The sequence below is a fragment of the Cytobacillus firmus NBRC 15306 genome (genome assembly GCF_001591465.1).
Classification (GTDB): Bacteria; Bacillota; Bacilli; order Bacillales; family Cytobacillaceae; genus Cytobacillus; species Cytobacillus firmus.
In genome coordinates, this window is sequence record NZ_BCUY01000025.1 from 1 (window position 1) to 16,398 (window position 16,398).

General features: G+C 39.6%; 20 protein-coding genes, 1 pseudogene and 1 riboswitch. Of the genes and pseudogenes, 16 read left to right on the forward strand and 5 right to left on the reverse strand.

All coding sequences use genetic code 11. The features are described from left to right. The first annotated feature begins 92 nt into the window (after positions 1-92). The gene (locus tag BFI01S_RS09310; protein ID WP_061792419.1) at positions 93-650 is read left to right on the forward strand and encodes an isochorismatase family protein; all 558 of its coding nucleotides are present in this window, start codon (positions 93-95) and stop codon (positions 648-650) included. A gap of 117 nt (positions 651-767) precedes the next feature. Here the strand turns inward: BFI01S_RS09310 and BFI01S_RS09315 are convergent, their stop codons facing one another. The 3 genes from BFI01S_RS09315 to BFI01S_RS09330 form a co-directional block, all read right to left on the reverse strand. Continuing rightward, a complete protein-coding gene (locus BFI01S_RS09315) occupies positions 768-1,103 on the reverse strand; it encodes a restriction endonuclease (RefSeq protein ID WP_061792374.1) in 336 nt (111 codons plus the stop codon). A gap of 116 nt (positions 1,104-1,219) precedes the next feature. After that, a complete protein-coding gene (locus BFI01S_RS09320) occupies positions 1,220-1,420 on the reverse strand; it encodes a hypothetical protein (RefSeq protein WP_061792375.1) in 201 nt (66 codons plus the stop codon). A gap of 272 nt (positions 1,421-1,692) precedes the next feature. After that, a complete protein-coding gene (locus tag BFI01S_RS09330; RefSeq protein ID WP_061792377.1) occupies positions 1,693-1,983 on the reverse strand; it encodes a hypothetical protein in 291 nt (96 codons plus the stop codon). Positions 1,984-2,136: 153 nt separating this feature from the next. Here BFI01S_RS09330 and BFI01S_RS09335 point away from each other — a divergent pair, with 153 nt between their 5' ends. From BFI01S_RS09335 to BFI01S_RS09360, 7 genes are all read left to right on the forward strand, one after another. Beyond that, entirely contained in the window at positions 2,137-2,586 is a 450-nt protein-coding gene (locus BFI01S_RS09335) for an NUDIX hydrolase (protein ID WP_061792378.1), read from the forward strand. 133 nt (positions 2,587-2,719) lie between these two features. Then, a complete protein-coding gene (locus tag BFI01S_RS09340) occupies positions 2,720-3,355 on the forward strand; it encodes a lysozyme inhibitor LprI family protein (RefSeq protein WP_061792379.1) in 636 nt (211 codons plus the stop codon). Positions 3,356-3,474: 119 nt separating this feature from the next. Then, positions 3,475-3,768 carry a DUF5316 family protein gene (locus tag BFI01S_RS09345; RefSeq protein ID WP_061792380.1) on the forward strand — a complete coding sequence of 98 codons (294 nt, stop codon included), beginning with the start codon at positions 3,475-3,477 and terminating at the stop codon, positions 3,766-3,768. A 47-nt stretch (positions 3,769-3,815) separates the two neighbouring features. Then, positions 3,816-3,989 carry a hypothetical protein gene (locus tag BFI01S_RS23340; protein WP_169799747.1) on the forward strand — a complete coding sequence of 58 codons (174 nt, stop codon included), beginning with the start codon at positions 3,816-3,818 and terminating at the stop codon, positions 3,987-3,989. Between the two features lie 51 nt (positions 3,990-4,040). Continuing rightward, a complete protein-coding gene (locus BFI01S_RS09350) occupies positions 4,041-4,274 on the forward strand; it encodes a hypothetical protein (protein WP_061792381.1) in 234 nt (77 codons plus the stop codon). Positions 4,275-4,661: 387 nt separating this feature from the next. After that, complete coding sequence (locus BFI01S_RS09355; RefSeq protein WP_061792382.1) at positions 4,662-5,216, forward strand: sigma-70 family RNA polymerase sigma factor; 555 nt, start codon at positions 4,662-4,664, stop codon at positions 5,214-5,216. After that, the gene (locus BFI01S_RS09360; protein WP_061792383.1) at positions 5,200-6,228 is read left to right on the forward strand and encodes a DUF4871 domain-containing protein; all 1,029 of its coding nucleotides are present in this window, start codon (positions 5,200-5,202) and stop codon (positions 6,226-6,228) included. Before BFI01S_RS09355 ends, BFI01S_RS09360 begins: the two co-directional genes overlap by 17 nt. A 66-nt stretch (positions 6,229-6,294) precedes the next feature. On the opposite strand, the pseudogene BFI01S_RS22425 reads toward BFI01S_RS09360, so the two are convergent. Next, a pseudogene (locus BFI01S_RS22425) lies at positions 6,295-6,438 on the reverse strand (GNAT family N-acetyltransferase); the annotation flags it as partial. A 430-nt stretch (positions 6,439-6,868) separates the two neighbouring features. Here BFI01S_RS22425 and BFI01S_RS23945 point away from each other — a divergent pair. The 8 genes from BFI01S_RS23945 to modB all read left to right on the forward strand — a co-directional run bounded on the left by BFI01S_RS23945 (position 6,869) and on the right by modB (position 14,615). Further along, entirely contained in the window at positions 6,869-7,159 is a 291-nt protein-coding gene (locus BFI01S_RS23945; RefSeq protein WP_235831144.1) for a hypothetical protein, read from the forward strand. Positions 7,160-7,457: 298 nt separating this feature from the next. After that, positions 7,458-7,682, forward strand: coding sequence for a hypothetical protein (locus tag BFI01S_RS09380; RefSeq protein WP_061792386.1), 225 nt, complete (start codon positions 7,458-7,460; stop codon positions 7,680-7,682). Positions 7,683-7,851: 169 nt separating this feature from the next. Beyond that, positions 7,852-8,805, forward strand: a complete 954-nt coding sequence (locus BFI01S_RS09385) for an NAD(P)H-dependent flavin oxidoreductase (RefSeq protein ID WP_061792387.1) — start codon at positions 7,852-7,854, stop codon at positions 8,803-8,805. Between the two features lie 300 nt (positions 8,806-9,105). Next, a riboswitch (cyclic di-AMP (ydaO/yuaA leader) is annotated at positions 9,106-9,256 on the forward strand. A gap of 126 nt (positions 9,257-9,382) precedes the next feature. Further along, on the forward strand, positions 9,383-10,645 hold the full coding sequence (locus tag BFI01S_RS09390) for a cation:dicarboxylate symporter family transporter (protein ID WP_061792421.1): 1,263 nt from the start codon (positions 9,383-9,385) through the stop codon (positions 10,643-10,645). Between the two features lie 259 nt (positions 10,646-10,904). After that, entirely contained in the window at positions 10,905-11,471 is a 567-nt protein-coding gene (locus tag BFI01S_RS09395) for a DUF4256 domain-containing protein (RefSeq protein WP_061792388.1), read from the forward strand. 240 nt (positions 11,472-11,711) lie between these two features. Beyond that, positions 11,712-12,716: a DUF3231 family protein gene (locus BFI01S_RS09400; RefSeq protein ID WP_061792389.1), complete on the forward strand. Its 1,005-nt coding sequence runs from the start codon at positions 11,712-11,714 to the stop codon at positions 12,714-12,716. Between the two features lie 446 nt (positions 12,717-13,162). Continuing rightward, positions 13,163-13,954 carry a molybdate ABC transporter substrate-binding protein gene (gene modA, locus BFI01S_RS09405; RefSeq protein WP_061792390.1) on the forward strand — a complete coding sequence of 264 codons (792 nt, stop codon included), beginning with the start codon at positions 13,163-13,165 and terminating at the stop codon, positions 13,952-13,954. A 4-nt stretch (positions 13,955-13,958) separates the two neighbouring features. After that, the gene (modB, locus tag BFI01S_RS09410; RefSeq protein WP_061792391.1) at positions 13,959-14,615 is read left to right on the forward strand and encodes a molybdate ABC transporter permease subunit; all 657 of its coding nucleotides are present in this window, start codon (positions 13,959-13,961) and stop codon (positions 14,613-14,615) included. A 134-nt stretch (positions 14,616-14,749) separates the two neighbouring features. On the opposite strand, the gene BFI01S_RS09415 is transcribed toward modB, so the two are convergent. Continuing rightward, on the reverse strand, positions 14,750-16,396 hold the full coding sequence (locus BFI01S_RS09415) for a hypothetical protein (RefSeq protein WP_061792392.1): 1,647 nt from the start codon (positions 16,394-16,396) through the stop codon (positions 14,750-14,752). Positions 16,397-16,398 lie beyond the last annotated feature (2 nt).

Here is a 16,398-nt window from a genome sequence, read left to right on the forward strand (position 1 = left end):
GGAAGGTAATATGACTAATAAATATATTGGCGAGAAAACACTAGGAGAATATTTTTAAGAAAAATTTAAAGGCGTTGAAAGGGGAAAATGAATTGAATCAAACCTTATTAATTATTGATGCTCAGCAGGAGTTAATTGATGGGAACCAGGAAGAGAGTGCTGTTTTTAATAAAGAGCACCTTATTGGGAATATCAATACAGTGATCGAAAAAGCAAAACAATCAGGTGTTCCAGTTGTCGCCGTAAGGGATCTGGATGTTGCGGAAGGGAAAGGAAAAGGATTTCAGGTTCACGAAGATATTAAATTGCCTGCAGAAACAAAGTGCTTTGATAAAACGGCAACCAATTCGTTTCATGGAACAGGACTGCTGGATCACCTGAAATCACAAGAGGTCCGGCATGTTGTTATAATGGGCTGCAAAACCCAGCATTGTATAGACAGTGCTGTTAGAACCGCAACAATCAGCGGATTGGATGTTACATTAGTAGGTGATGGGCATTCAACAACGGACAGCGATGCTTTAACTGCTGAGCAAATTATTAAGCATCATAATGTAACACTTCACGGCCATTACAATGTGGAACACTTTTCAGTTGTCAGAAATGCAGAGGAAGATCTGTTCCATCCGATACATGATTCTTATAGGTAAAATGAAATTATAGCCAAGAGATATTTCACCTTAACATCAATAAAAAATTGGATGTTAAGGTGAAAATCCATATCTTCAAAGTAGAAGTGTGAAGGAATCTCCTGAATATCAAGGAGCCTACCCCCGAATTTTTTCCTCTTTTTGCGCTTTTAGTATCCAGTCTATGAATTGTTCCCGGTCGTATAAGCGGATCTGTTTGAAACGCTCGTTTGTGATAACCCAGCATTTAGAAGCATCATAAGTATCCATTTGTTTTAAAGTTATTTGGACAAGGCGAATACCGATTTCTCTTTTATGGCTTTTGACTTTTACAATCGCTTGGCTGCCTGTTGGAGAAATCAGTAAAAAACTGATATCCGAATTTTCATCATTCGGCCTTGTAATGGTATATCCTAATTGGGTTAACAGAGGGATGGTGAAATCCTCTAGTGCTTTACACTGAAGCTTTTCCATATGGGCTATCTTTCTACTTTAAGGCTCTTACAACAGCTGACTCTGAAATAAATGTTCTCCGTTTCTAGTAAAGATTTTTAACACTGAAAGCTCATTAAAAGGCAGCTCAGTTTTAGTTATATTAGTATCTGTATAAGATTTTTCATTTGCAGTATTAACTGCAAATTTTCTGCACGGCCATCTTGTGTATGTAATTCAAAATATCCTGCCTTTTGAGGGTTTTTTTCAAACTTTACTCCAACATAATTATTGTACTTACCCCTTAGGGGAAGAACGTAAAAATCTAATTTATCTTCCTTTCCCTTTACAGTTTTCATTTCTCCTTTCTCCCGATATTCTATTAAACTTTCCGATCGCTAAGACTTAATTGTAACCAGTATGTTTTAGGAACTTTTGAAAGGATTTTGCAGTAATCACTGAAATCCAGTAAACGCTTATGAACGATACACAGAATACGAAGGGAATATAGATTACTGTATAGAGGTTAAGACTATCGATATTGAATAAGGCAGCTATCGTTATTAACAAGGAAACTCCTATAGCTTTTGCTGTGTGTTTATTTTGAGTGCTCATGAAATTCTCCTTTCGTTTATCTTATTATTTTATTTTTTCGCTCTAAAAATATAGGTGTTATATTCAACAGGATTGAAACCGCTGTCAATACCCACAATGCTTTTTCCATAGCAGGCATCACATCCATTAATGCTCCCCAATCCTCTCCATCCACCCAATTGGCCACTTTGCTGTGCTCTGCACAAAGTGTCAAGGCAGTGAAGGATAATCCCATAGCCAGTGCCAGTTTATAATCTTTTCCTGTTTTATACTTATAAAGGTTCATGATCGTTGCAGCTATGGCAATGAATCCAAATATAATCCACATATATTCCGTCCTTTGAATGTTTTAAAAACCATTTTATGAAATGAAAGCATTCCCTCAACTCATTCATATTAGCATAAAATTCCAAATTAAATAAAGGATTTATTTCCAAATTGGCGAATAGTCTTAGGGAAGTCTTAAGTATAGGAGATTACTATGGGGTATGTTATGGATTTAAGAAAGATAGTTGGTAGCCGTCCTCTTGTAATTACTGGAGCGAGTGTCATCATTTTGGATGAGAATAATCGGCTGTTATTACAGTTAAGGAAGGATAATAACTGCTGGGGGCTGGCGGGAGGTTCTCTGGAGCCCGGTGAAACACTGGAAGATGTGGCAAAGAGAGAGATGCTTGAAGAAACTGGGTTAACAGCAAATGAACTGCAGTTGTTTAATATCTATTCAGGTGAAGAGTTTTACTATAAGTACCCTCACGGTGATGAAGTATATAATGTAGTTGCCGCTTATATCTGCAATAACTTTGATGGAGAACTGGATATGGATGAAGATGAGGTAAGCGAATTGCGATTTTTTCATGTTCAGGAGATTCCCTCGAATATTAGTCCTCCAGACCAAAGAGTGATTAAGGATTATGTTCAATCTATCTAGAAAGGAGTTCCGAAGCGGAGCTTCTTTTTTCATCTTTGATTTCTATTTGGGATAATTTTCTATAAATAATGATAAGATTGGTCTGGACGAGTGAATACAGACATTTTGTCAAAAGAGAAAGGGAGTTAGAACATTGGAAAACAATAAAAGGTTTTTGGCAGTACTATTAACAATAGCCTTGTCAGGAGTATTGTCTGCTTGTGGGAACTCATCTGAAGAATCGAACAGTGAGCCAACCAGTAACAGCTCTGCTCAAGAAGAAGATATCGAAACAACGGAAAAGGAGCCTGATGGATCACAGGAAATTGAGGAAGAAAAACCTGACGGCAGCAGTAATACTACACAGTCCCATGACAAAGACAATTCAGTTGAAGCTTCAAATGATGTTGATGCAATTGATAAAAATGAAAGTCACGAGAGCAGTAAAGATGAATATCTTAAGAAGCTAAACAAAATGGAAGAAGCGGACAGAAACTCAGAAGCCAAGACAACGACCGCAGAAATGGTGGAACAGGAGGAAGAAAGATATAGAACGTGGGATGATGAATTAAACAAAATCAATGGTGTGTTGGAAGAACAGCTTAAAAATGATCAGATGGACCAACTAAGAGAAGAACAGCGGAAATGGATCCAGCAAAGAGATGAAACGGCCAAAAACTCTTCCCTAAAATACAAAGGGGGTTCAATGGAGCAATTGGAATATGTGGCTGCCCTGGCAAGTCTGACAAGAGAAAGGTGTTATTCGTTAGTTGCGAAGTATATGAAGTAGGGTACAGCTTTTTTTAGAAGTGGAAGTTTGTGCGGTCATTCTTCGCAAAGAACGTAAATAGAAAGAAAATTGAAACAATTAGTGGCTTCAGCCGTATAGTTATAAAAGGAGGTTTTGGGTTGAAGCATCTAACTTTAGGAATCGTTTTGGCGATAGCTGGTGTTTTATTTTCAATTGGTTTTTGGGAATTCAGTAAAGCTTATTTAGTGACAGGAGCCATTGGATTTTTGTTTATTGCTGTGTCCATTCTTATGTCAGGTTCTATAGCTGGTCCCCATCGGATGAGGGCAGGCTTGGAAGCACATGATTTTCTTGAAGAAAAACGAAAGCGGAAAAGAACAAGCATCGGCTCCGTTTTAATTGGCCTGCCAAATATTATGATTGCGCTGCTTCTTTATCTTTTCTTAAACTGAGAGTTGTTTATCTATAAAGGCGCCTTTCAAAATAGGGGGGTGAACCTATGTGGTGGTTAGTAATTTTTATTGCAGGAATTATATTATTTGCTTTGTTTATTGATTGGAGACGCAGGAGAAACAATAATAACCCTCTTACCCCAACAAATCCGAACGCAAAGCCAGGGGAAAGTTCAAATTATTTAATGGGAGATAATAAGGACACAGGCGGATTTCAGTAATTTTATATAACTGGAGTTTTAAAAAATAATGAGTCAATTTAGGGGGATTTCATGGAGAAAATCATAGTTAAAACAGGAATCTATTCATTTATTGTTTCCTTTTTCTTATTGGTCGCCTTTATGAAGCGAATTGAAAGCACAACAGATGTTGATGGTATGACTTCAAGTGTAATAACACCATATCCTGAGTTCTTTTTTACTATTTTTCGATATTCTGTAATCACTTCAATAATTGCCGTTACCATTGCAATCATTTATTTATTTTCAATGAGGGAAAATGATTAACAAACGCAGCTGCCAGTCCAGGTGGCTTTTTCTTTTTGAATGGTTGTTTCGCAAGGTTTGTTGCTATTGGTAAATTATTTACTGAGTTGATTGGAGCGGAAGGTGCGAGATCCTCGAAAATGCTTTCGCATTTTCTTCGTGCGGTGTTTACTCAAGTAAGCTGATTCAACGTCCTGCCCCGCGGTTTGCTGAGCATCCTGAAGCGGAAATCAACGGGCAGCATTGATAGACGAAAAACAACAATTTATACGAAAAAGGCCTTTTGAATAAACAGGTCTTATAAGAGGCAATTAGGGATGGGATTTAAGGACGAAGGTTTTAAAAAAAATGAAACCTTTACACAACTCAGTCGTCTTAGCATTAAAGTGAAAATAGGGTGGGGAGTGTGTGAGAAAGATCAGGGATGATAATTCAATAGAAGATCGTGATACTTGGCTTGAGATGATTATGGATGAGTACGGTGAACGGCTCACGAAGCTTGCTTATAACTATGTGAAAGACTGGAAGCTGGCTGAAGATATTGTTCAGGATATATTCATCACATCTTACCAAAATTTTGACAAAATCGATGAATTGACCTCCTTTAAATCATGGATTTATCGATTGGCTATTAATAGATCAAAGGATGTCTTGAAGAGTCATGGGTTTCGGAAAGTGGTGCTTAATTCGAGCCTGTTTTCTTTATTTTCATCGAAGGAATTGCCTCCGGAAAAGGAGCTGCTGAAGCGCAGCGAGGAAGAATTTCTTGCCTTTTGTGTATTGTCTTTGCCTGTGAAGTACCGGGAAGTTGTAACTCTCTATTATTATGAAGAATGTTCGATTGAAGAGATCCAGGGACTAATAAGAGTAAACCAAAATACGATCAAAACCAGATTGAGCAGAGGCAGGATGAAGTTGAAAAAAATGATGGAGAGGCGGGGATATAATGGAGAGCAAGCTTAGGCAGCTGCGGCGGGCAATGGACTCGACAACTCACAAGGGCGAGCACTTTACGGAATTTCAAAAAATGAATATTAGAAAAGCGCTCCATTCCGATAGAAAAGAGAAGCCAGCAAAAAAGCCTCATAAATTCGTTATATTTGCCATATCCACTTTTGCCATCTGCCTTTTAGCTTTCTTAGTTTCAACTGAGACATGGGTCAGGCAGGATCAAAACCAGATACATGGCGGTACGGCTGGTGAATGGAACATCCGGCATGAATATAAGGTGAATCAAAAGATGATATTCAGCATATTACCCGATCCTTATCTGAAAGCTGGAACGCCTTTTGGCTATATCTTTAGTTTCCAGGAGCCTTTTAACACGTATAAAGGAAAAGAGCTTTCCATTTCTGCCTTTCATAAAGAAACTGGCGAAAGAATACAAGTCCTACCTCAGCAAAAAATAATAGAACCTTCTCCGGGGTACTCAAGTTTGCAGCGGTTTACGGCGACATTCACCCTTCCTTACGAAGGCCTGTGGAAGTTTGAAGTGTACCTGGATGGCAAATCCTATGGGGATGTAGTGGTCAGTGCAGCAGAAAAAGCTAAGGATGACCCTATTACACTGCCTCAGGATATACCGGATTTTGTTCAAGAGAGTGATTTTGACACGATTGATTGGAAGAGAAAAGCTGTGGAGTTCGGCAGCAGGGGCATAATTGGAAATGAAAACAAGTCCGGTGTGATTGGTGCTGACATGCCCAGTTTAAACGGCCAAAAGTGGATGTGGCATTTATGGGGCGTTGAGAATACAGATTTGACAATCGTTGGTTTTCATAAAGAATCGCAAACAGTTCATTCCATTTTAACAAATGGTATTGGGGGCTGGACCATAGAAGCTTATGGACCAAATAACGGGGCGGATGCTCATACACCTTCATCTGTTAAGATTCCTAAAAAGGGAGAATGGGCTATTTTACTTTATGTGGATGGGAAATTATTTGATGAATTGGTATTTGATATAAGGGAATGATGAAGCAAATATGAAAGCTATCTCTGGCTATTGATAGAGATAGCTTTTTGTTTGAATTCCGGCCTCTTACTCTGAAAAAGCTTTTGAATATTGGACTGCACCAGCTGTATTTTCAAGAGCATTCTTCGTTAATTCGAGAGCCATGAATACTTCGTCAGGCACTTCAAACGGGGCATGAATATTCCAAAGACTGGCTGGTTTAAAGCCGAAAGTTATGCTGCAGCGGTCAACTGTATCAGGACCTTGTGAATAGTAGGGAGTTGCCTGAAAAGGAGAAATTGCTTTTTTATTGAATATGTTAATCATGAACTTAATAAAGAGGTGATATCTGTGCTTTTTCATTATCATTTTTGGACTCCACACGTGGAAGAAACAGAAGGGTTTTACGTGAATGCCGGCTTTCAGATATATCAGCGTATGCGGTAAATACCAGGGGGATTTCCAGAACTTTGATCCTCCCTTAGTATGGGATAACTTCCGGGAGAAGAATATTCTTTTTCGTATTATCGAAGCAAGAAAAGGGAGCATAAATATCACATTTGGTTATGGAAAAAAGATTAAATTTGACCATATAGGCTTTTTGGTATCTGAAAAAGAACAAGAGCTTATATGTCAAAATGCAGATAATATGAATTGAACTGTGGATATGGGGGAACGAAGAACGTTTATTGCAACCCCTTATTCTTTTAGGATAGAACTTCAAACAAACAAAGAAATAGCAGATTCGGTGACTGATAACATAAGAATAGAAGAATTAAGATTAGAAACAAAGAAAAAAGGGCTAGAAGATGACCTATCCATTTTGTTCGGTAAGCCTGTTAGCTCAATTAAGTCCGTGTTTGGTGAAACAGTTACAATTAATGAAGCTGTTATAAAGGGTCTCTCCTCAAAGATATTAGTGGACCCTAATGGTGTAAGGATTATGAATTGAAGTTATTGTACTACTATCTAAATGAGGGGAGCTTATGAAATTATATTGGTTTTTGGTGCTATGTTTCTTATGCATTTGGGTTATAGTATCTGTCTTAAACCCTGAACCAAGTTGGTGGTCTATCTTTTCATTGGAGCGTTCAACGCACACCCCTCTAATGGAACAGCTTTCCATAAATAAAGTCTTTTATATCACGATCATTTGTTTTGGTTTAGCATACCTTTTACATCTTATGTTTCAAAGAGGCAGGTAAAAGTTTTTTATGAGTAAGATCAGACAAATAATAGGGGGAAATACTATGGACAGAACAGTTACTTTCTCTTTTAGGAGTAACCAATATGAAGGGACAGAGGCGACAGAGACCTTCACTTTTTCAAAATTGGGCATTGACGAAAATATTGATGATAATTCCTTAGAAAAGGAATTAGAGGGAATCTTTCAAGCTTGGGTTTGGGATAAACTAAATATTTCTTATAGTATAGTTGCTGCTCATAGAAAAAGGATCAACGATGATGATGACTGATGTATCGGATATAAAAATTCTCTACTTTGGAAATTCTTGAACATTCTGTGAATATCGCGTAAATACCACCTGATTTTAGTACAAGGTATTATATATGTCACTATTCAATTAACCCCATTCGCACAATAATGAAGAAGAAATAAATTGGCGATGAAATGGGGTAGTTTTTTTGAAGTTTCCACAATTAAAAATCGGTCATATGACGCCTAAGTTTCCCATTATGCAAGGGGGAATGGGCGTAGGGATTTCGTTAAGCGGCCTGGCATCAGCTGTTGCGAATGCCGGGGGGATTGGAATTATTTCAGGAACAGGAATTAGCATAGAAGAGTTAAGGCAGCATATACGAAAGGCCAGGGCATCTATCAAGGGTGAGGGCTATATTGGGGTGAATGTTTTATTTGCCATGAATGATTTTGCTGAAAAAATGAAGGCCGCCATCGAGGAAAAAGTGGATTTCATTATTTCAGGTGCAGGAATATCAAGGGATATGTACAATTGGGGCAAAGAATCCGGCACACCGGTCATTTCGATTGTGTCATCTGCAAGGCTGGCTAAAATGTTCGAACGGCTGGGTGCTTCTGCCGTTGTCGTAGAGGGCAATGAGGCAGGAGGACATTTAGGGACCGAAAGACCATTATTCGATATTTTACCGGAAGTTGTGAAAGCTGTTAAGATTCCTGTCATAGCTGCCGGGGGAATCTTGACAGGAGAAGATATCGCGCATGCCATTCGCATCGGTGCTTCCGGTGTTCAGATGGGAACCAGATTTGTCGCAAGTCATGAATGTGATGCACCCCTATCCTTCAAGGAAAAGTATGTACATGCCAAACAGGAAGATATCGTTATGGTGAAAACCACCGTAGGTTTGGAAGGCCGTGCCATAAAGAATAACTTTACTGAACAAATATCTGACAATAAAAAGGTGAAAATCAAGAAATGCATCGATTGCCTAAAAAACTGCTCCTACCGCTTTTGCACATTGGATTCCCTGGTCACATCCATGGAGGGGGACTGTGAGAATGGTCTCGTATTTGCGGGGGCAAGAGTCCATGAAATTAACGAGATTCTGTCTGTTCAGACGATCATTCATAACATCAAAAGGGAATATGAAGCTTGTGTTTAATTTTAAAAGGATTACACGGGATTCATGATTCAGGAGATGCAACCAAACTGTTTTTAAATTTTCGCATGAGTGCAGTTGGTCAACGAGGCAGTGTTAACTTTTAAAAAAAGTTTACAAGCCCCTTCAATATTCTTAATACAAAGATGCTAATGTAGATTTAGAGGGGATAGCATGTGTGGCTATCATGGCATTTGGCGCAGGTGGAGCCAAGTGCTTTTTTGTTTAGAAATTAAATTAACTCCAGCCCAACCGGAAATACATAACTATTTACAAAAATTATCTTGGGATAATATAATGATTTAGTATTCTATGCTTAATCTTATTTTAAGAACGGGGGACCCAATATTTACAGCGGAGTTTCCGCTAGGGGTGAATCCTATGTATGGAAGGGCTTACTGTTTCCGCAGTCCTAACCCGAAAGCTAACCTCGTCAGCGTTTAAGGAAACATAAGAGAATATGAAATTGTGTGAATTGACAAAATCCGCATTTTTGTCGATTTTCTTTTTTATCAGGATCATCTTTGTTTCCCTTGCCTGCGCAGCACGTATAAAACTAAACAAGAAGGTAGGGTAATTGATGAAAAAAATTAAATTAAGTTTAGCCACTCAAATTTTCATCGGTCTTATTTTAGGGATCGCTGTTGGCGGTATTTTCTATGGAAGTGAAACGGCGCAAAGTGTCCTGCAGCCGTTTGGCGATCTTTTTATCCGCTTAATTAAAATGATTGTTGTTCCCATTGTACTATCAACCATTATTGTTGCCATCGCTGGTGTTGGAGACATAAAGTCCGTTGGTAAGCTTGGCGGGAAATCATTGGCTTATTTTATCGGCATGACCATGGTTGCCATTGTGGTTGGCCTCATTGCAGGTAATGTGATTCAGCCTGGTGCAGGCCTGAATATGGACAGCCTGCAGCAAAGTGACATTTCAAGTTATGTTGAAACCAATGAAGAGCAGGAAGGCAAGTCGATAGCGGATACATTTTTGCATATTGTGCCTACTAATCCAGTACGAGCCATGGTTGAAGGAGATATGCTGGCAATTATTTTCTTTGCCGTAGTATTTGGCCTTGGAATTGCAGCAATTGGGGATAAGGGAAAGCCAGTCCTTAGATTTTTCGAAGGTACGGCGAAGGCGATGTTCTATGTGACAAACCTGTTTATGAAGTATGCACCAATCGGGGTATTTGCCTTAATTGGTGTAACAATCTCCAAGTACGGCTTTGCCTCACTGATTCCATTGGGCAAGCTGGCGCTTACTGTATATGGATCCATGATTTTCTTTGTTCTGGTTGTGTTAGGAGTTATGGCCAAAGTTGTCGGGTTCAGCATCTTTAAATTATTGAAGATGATAAAAGAGGAATTAATTTTGGCATTTTCAACAGCGAGCTCGGAAACAGTTCTTCCAAGAATCATGGACAAAATGGAGAAAGCGGGAAGCCCGAAACATATTTCTTCATTCGTTATTCCAACAGGGTACTCTTTTAACCTGGACGGATCTGTTTTATATCAGGCGATTGCCTCTTTATTTATTGCCCAGATGTTTGGAATCGAATTGAGCATCGGACAGCAAATTACTTTAATGTTAGTGCTGATGGTTACATCGAAAGGAATGGCGGGTGTACCTGGCGTATCCTTTGTTGTGCTGCTGGCGACATTCAGCACCATTGGATTGCCTGCAGAAGGCCTTGCCTTTATTGCGGGAATTGACCGTATCCTTGACATGGGACGCACAGCGGTTAACGTGGTGGGGAACTCACTGGCGGCAATTGTTATTGCGAAGTGGGAAGGGCAATTCAACCCTCCAGCTGAAGAAAGATTTGAACAACAAGCATCATAATAGATTGGGAAACACTAACAAATGGTATTCGTTTGTTAGTGTTTTTTTGTGTGTAGCGGGATAGTTCCGGTTCGGACACAGGAAGGGGAAAACGTCGGGTCTGAGTCCGAAGTTGGCTGGGGTTTAGACACAGGAAGGGGAAATCATCGGGCTTGAGTCCGAGGACAGTTTCAGGAAGGTTAACCCGGCGCCTGCTTTTATCATCTGCCCTTTAGGGTCATAATTATATTATAATGAAGAAAAAAAGGGAGGTACTCATATGACACAGGGAAGTAAGGCGCTGTCACCAGAACAGCGGGATGAATTGCTGAAAACATTGAAGGCCCGTTTTGAGAAGAATATGCACAGGCATGAAGGGCTGGAATGGGCGGATGTACAAGCTAAGCTGGAGGCTCACCCTGAGAAATTATGGTCGCTGAATGAAATGGAAGAAACGGGCGGCGAACCGGATGTTGCCGGGTATGATGAAAAGACGGGCGAATACATATTTTATGATTGTGCAGCAGAAAGTCCTAAAGGCCGCAGAAGTGTTTGCTACGATCGTGAAGCACTGGAGGCAAGGAAAAAACATAAGCCGGAAAACAGTGTGATGGATATGGCAGCTGCCATGGGCGTTGAGCTTTTAACGGAAGAGCAATACCGGGAGCTCCAGGAGCTTGAAGCTTTTGATAAGAAAACATCGAGCTGGGTACAGACACCTGCTCATATCAGAAAACTTGGAGGGGCTCTCTTCTGTGACCGCAGCTACGACACAGTCTTTGTGTATCACAATGGAGCTGATTCCTACTATGCTGCAAGGGGGTTCCGCGGCTCGCTGAGAGTTTAGGTTCAGGGAGACTCGGATTGTATGGCGCGTAAGAAGGATTCTGCGGTTTTTTTTGCTAAAACATATTTTAATAGGTATACCAGCAGGCGCGTTTGTAAAGGAACGCGTCTCTTTTTATTTACAAAAAGATTGTCTGGCTTATCAGGAATAATATCTCCAATCCAGGTTAATTTATGAATGAGAATTATTAATCAATTCTGTACATAGTCAAAATGGGGATTATGGAAGGAGGTTGTTTACTTGATATTAACCAATCCGCTAAGTGTTTCTGAAATTGGGACTCTATGGCAGACCTACCAGGAAAAAACTTTAATTATGAGATTTTTGGAATACTTTATCGAAAAGTCAGATGAACAGGAGGCAAGGAATATATTAGGGGGATTATGGCAGGAATTGAACTTTTATGTGAAAGATATGGAAGAACTTTTCTCCGATCAAGGGATGGTTAAGCCTGTTGGATTTACTTCAGCTGATGTTAATTTAGAAGCCCCTAAATTGTACGATAATGGTTTTGATATCATGTTTCTTCGTATATTAAAGGAAGTTAGCATGGGGCTTTATACCCTGAATATGAATATGACCTACAATAAGAAAGTTTTATCGATTTATGAGGGGCTCACAACTGTGACACAGAAAATCTATAAGCTTTCGACTTTTTATCTGCTTGAAAAAGGAATTCTTTCGCTGCCTCCAAAAGTGACAATGCCAAAAAATATAGAATATATTAAGTCAAAAAAGTATAAGGAAGGTTTTAAGCTGACAGGCGATAAAAGGGCATTAAATGATCTTGAAATAGGGATTCTTCATCATAACATGGAAGCAAACAATATCGGGATGCAGCTTATTACAGGTTTTGCGCAATGTGCACAAAACAAAGAGGCCAAAAAATATTTTTTAAAGGGAAAAGAACTTGCCAAGAAACAAATAAAAATGATGGAAGAAATCCTTTTGGAGGGTGATGTTCAATTTTCCGCAACCTCAGGGGTTACGGTAACCACATCGACAGTACCTCCGTTTTCCGACAAACTTATGATGCATTGCATTTACATACTCAATGGGTTTAGCCTTGTAGGATCCGGCACAGGTGCATTCTTTAGCTTGAGAAATGATATAGCGATGAAATCCATGATACTGGCGAAGGATATTTACTTCTATGCCCAAGAGGGAATTAAAATCAAGATTAAAAACGGATGGTTTGAGGAGCCCCCGCAAATGGAGGACCGTCCGGGACTCATAAGAGAATAAAAGCTCCTGCTCAGTCTAACACTAACATTAGTGTCCAGAACACTAAATTTCAGTGTGGGGGGTATTTGTACACGCTTTTCAACTTTTTCTCTGCTTTAATTACTTTGGTTATTAAAGTGTCATTCTTTTTCGAAAAGATGGGTGCCAGATTTGACAGGCTGATTAGGAAACCATCTTTTTCACTTGTATAAGTTGTTGGCGGGCAGATTACATTTCCACATTGTTAACTAAGGCAAGCACTCCAATCTGTGCTTGCCTTTTAGTTTGTTTCATAGATGATTTTTCCTGTCCGGGATTTATCATAATCGCTTAATGACCTCATGAATTATAAAAAGGCAGGAACAGGGATTTTTTTTTAGATGGGGAAGATTATATTCGCCAGTGTCCCTATAAGTAGTTATAATTAATTATTACTAGATGTAACTATTCAGAGAAGGAGATACATAATGAAAAGGAAATCCCTGTTATTTTTTTCATCAATGGTCCTTTTTTTATTATTGGCTGGATGTCAGTCTGAAAATACAGGAGAAGAGCAGCGGGATGCAGCTGGAGAGAGTGTGGAACTGACTATTTCAGCAGCGGCAAGCCTGCAGGATGCCTTAACGGAGATCGAAGCAAGGTTCGAAAAAGAACATCCAAATGTGCAGATCTACTTTAACTTTGGAGCTTCAGGTTCTCTTCAGCAGCAAATCTCCCAGGGAGCACCCGCTGATCTTTTCTTTTCAGCTGCAGAGGATAAATTTGATAAACTGGTGAATGACGGACTGATTGAAGAAAAGAATGGAATTGACTTGGTCGAGAATGAGCTTGTACTAGTGGTGCCAAAGGGGTCGAAGATCAAATCGTTTCATGATCTCACTGAAGCAGATAAATTGTCCATCGGCACACCGGAGTCGGTTCCTGCCGGGAAATATGCGAAGGAATCATTAGAAAAAATGGATATCTGGAACAATATAGAAGAAAAAGTGGTGTATGCCAAAGATGTCCGCCAGGTCCTTACATATGTAGAGACAAATAATGTGGATGCCGGAATTGTTTATAAAACGGATGCGTTATTATCTGAAAAGGTCAACATAGTGGACACGGCAGAGGAGAATACTCATGATCCTATCATTTATCCTTTGGGTGTGATTAAGGATACAAGTCATCCAGAGGAAGCTAAGCTGTTCTATGATTATCTTCAAAATGAAAAATCTAAGGATATTTTTAAAGAGTATGGATTTAAAGGATTGAAATAACTATATGGCTACTGATTTTTGGTCACCAGTCCTATTATCTGCTGAAGTTGCGGCTGTCTCAGGAGTATTGGCAATTATTCTTGGCGTTAGCATAGGGAAGGGTATGGCAAATAAAAGATTTAAAGGAAAAGCCATTGCAGAGACCGCTTTTCTTTTGCCATTAGTATTACCGCCATCTGTTGTAGGGTTTTTGCTGATTGTCATTTTTGGAAGAAACAGTTTTGCAGGCCAATTCATTGAGTTTATTTTTAAACAGCCAGTTATGTTTACATGGTGGGCCGCTGTTATCGCTTCAACGGTTGTCGCATTTCCTCTGATGTATCAGTCTGCCAAGACAGGCTTTGAAGCGATTGATCGTGACATTGAAAATGCGGCTCGGGTAGATGGGGCGAATGATATTCAATTATTTATGAATATCACGATCCCTCTTTCATACAAGGCCATTATTTCAGGCGGCATTCTAAGTTTTGCCAGGGCATTGGGAGAGTTCGGAGCTACTTTAATGTTTGCCGGTAATATTCCGGGGAAAACACAAACGATTTCAACAGCTATTTATGTAGCCATTGATTCAGGCAATATGGAAATGGCCTGGTTATGGGTAGCGTGTATGATCGGAATATCATTTATCATGTTAGTTTTTGTTCAGCTGATTAAAACATAAGAAGACATCCTTTCGCGGGATGTCTATTTCAGGAAGGCTGGAGGGCGGATGATACTTCAGATGACAGATTAAAAAAGAGCTGCCAAAAGTGGCAGCTTAATGGTTGATCCAGTACTTCTAAACTCTCCAGGGAATCACCCTTTGATAATCTTCTCCCATGTAACATTGAAAGCCAGCCTCCAACTAATTACGAGACCAATGCTGCATATCCCTAAATACAGATAAATTCCATATGGCAAGAAAGTGCTCGCGAAATGCAGGCCTGCAAGTAATGCTACAAACAGCATCAATCCAAAGATAATGGCACTGTTTCCGTTTTGGCTGTATTCATCGAACGATTCCGAAAAGGGCAGAGCTTTCTTTAAAACCATAAAACAAATGACCGCGTATAGACAGGCACTGATAAATACGGCTATGAGGTTCGGAAGAATTCCTGCCCCGAACAGGAAAAGGAAGAGTGCACTTAGCATAAAGTAGACTGGCAGATATAATTTAATAATGAATGCCTTGATGGTGCCGCTGAACACCGGCTTTAATGATTTGAGAGGGGCAACCCGGTAAATAAAGGCCCCCTTATATTTTCCTGAATGCTTTAGAAGAATCATGATGGTCGGAATAATGATCAAGCTAAAGTAAATCGTTATATAGGACTTGCTGTCAGATAGCTGTGCAAAATCTTCACGCAGAGTATTTATGATAAAAATAAACGGAATCACGATGGAAAAACCAAGTGATGGATAGGCTTTAAGTTTAAAGTCCCGTTCATTTTTCATCATCCTGCCGGCAAAGCGGAAAAAGGCTCTCTCCTCCGGTGAGCGGCAAATGATGTTAAGAAGGATTTGCCCCGCTTTATTCTGCTTCGTTACTTTGGCTTTTCCTTGATAAGCAAGCTTTTGCAGGCTTTGCTCGAAGGTGCCGGTAAATTTCATATAAATCCAGATGGACAGGATCGGAATTAGGAGTGATAATGCTGAAAAAAGAAGATAAACCGGCTCGAAAGCCCCCTTCAACAGCATTTCCATATTTGCGCCATACCACATTGGGAAAATGAATACCTGCCACCATTTAGGCTGAAAAGAGACCGTTAAGTCAATGAACTCAAAAGAACGTATAAGCAATTGATACCCAACCATGATCATCAGGGACAGCCCGATTTGAACATAGTTGATGATATCTTTCAATTTTTCCCCATCAAAGAATCGCAATATTGATAAATAGATCAATGCGGTTAAACCAACAACCAATAAATCAATCAGAATGATATTTACGGCAGCAAGGAGGAAAAATAAGGGCCCATTTTTGAATAGTCCCACTATCAAAGGGATACCGGCAAGCGCAATGGTAAGGAAAGAAAGATAAATCGTGACATGCACCATTTTTGCCGTGCTGATTGTTTTTCGGCTGACTGGCTTTGGAAACAGGATATTTCGATCCCGGATATCCAATAAAACCGAAGAGAAGTCGGAAATCATGGAGGTCATCACAAAAAAGGTGAAAATTCCATAAAAAAGGCTCATCTGGAAAAGGTAATTGTCCCCCATAAGCACAAATGGAATTAAGAACAGACCGAACAATACGTAAACCCATAAAGATTTTATGTACTGATTATTTTTTTCTTTGTTTTCTTTTTTTGCATTCTGCGAGAAAATGGTGGGCACGCGCCGTCCATCCATCGTCAGCTTTACCTGCAGAAGTTTCCTCATAACCTTGTAATCTACGCCAAAGCTATTAAAAACACGCTCAAAATGATCCAATAGTTTAAGAGTGCGATAGTCCTGCATCC

Bases quoted from the DNA above. Each gene is read 5' to 3' on its own strand.
- BFI01S_RS09360 (WP_061792383.1), top strand. From the start codon at position 5,200: ATGGAGAGCAAGCTTAGGCAGCTGCGGCGGGCAATGGACTCGACAACT.
- modA (WP_061792390.1), top strand. From the start codon at position 13,163: ATGAAAAGGAAATCCCTGTTATTTTTTTCATCAATGGTCCTTTTTTTA.
- BFI01S_RS09380 (WP_061792386.1), top strand. From the start codon at position 7,458: ATGGACAGAACAGTTACTTTCTCTTTTAGGAGTAACCAATATGAAGGG.
- BFI01S_RS23340 (WP_169799747.1), top strand. From the start codon at position 3,816: ATGTGGTGGTTAGTAATTTTTATTGCAGGAATTATATTATTTGCTTTG.
- BFI01S_RS09315 (WP_061792374.1), bottom strand. From the start codon at position 1,103: ATGGAAAAGCTTCAGTGTAAAGCACTAGAGGATTTCACCATCCCTCTG.
- BFI01S_RS09330 (WP_061792377.1), bottom strand. From the start codon at position 1,983: ATGTGGATTATATTTGGATTCATTGCCATAGCTGCAACGATCATGAAC.
- BFI01S_RS09350 (WP_061792381.1), top strand. From the start codon at position 4,041: ATGGAGAAAATCATAGTTAAAACAGGAATCTATTCATTTATTGTTTCC.
- BFI01S_RS09335 (WP_061792378.1), top strand. From the start codon at position 2,137: ATGGGGTATGTTATGGATTTAAGAAAGATAGTTGGTAGCCGTCCTCTT.
- modB (WP_061792391.1), top strand. From the start codon at position 13,959: ATGGCTACTGATTTTTGGTCACCAGTCCTATTATCTGCTGAAGTTGCG.
- BFI01S_RS09320 (WP_061792375.1), bottom strand. From the start codon at position 1,420: ATGAAAACTGTAAAGGGAAAGGAAGATAAATTAGATTTTTACGTTCTT.
- BFI01S_RS09415 (WP_061792392.1), bottom strand. From the start codon at position 16,396: ATGCAGGACTATCGCACTCTTAAACTATTGGATCATTTTGAGCGTGTT.
- BFI01S_RS09390 (WP_061792421.1), top strand. From the start codon at position 9,383: ATGAAAAAAATTAAATTAAGTTTAGCCACTCAAATTTTCATCGGTCTT.
- BFI01S_RS09395 (WP_061792388.1), top strand. From the start codon at position 10,905: ATGACACAGGGAAGTAAGGCGCTGTCACCAGAACAGCGGGATGAATTG.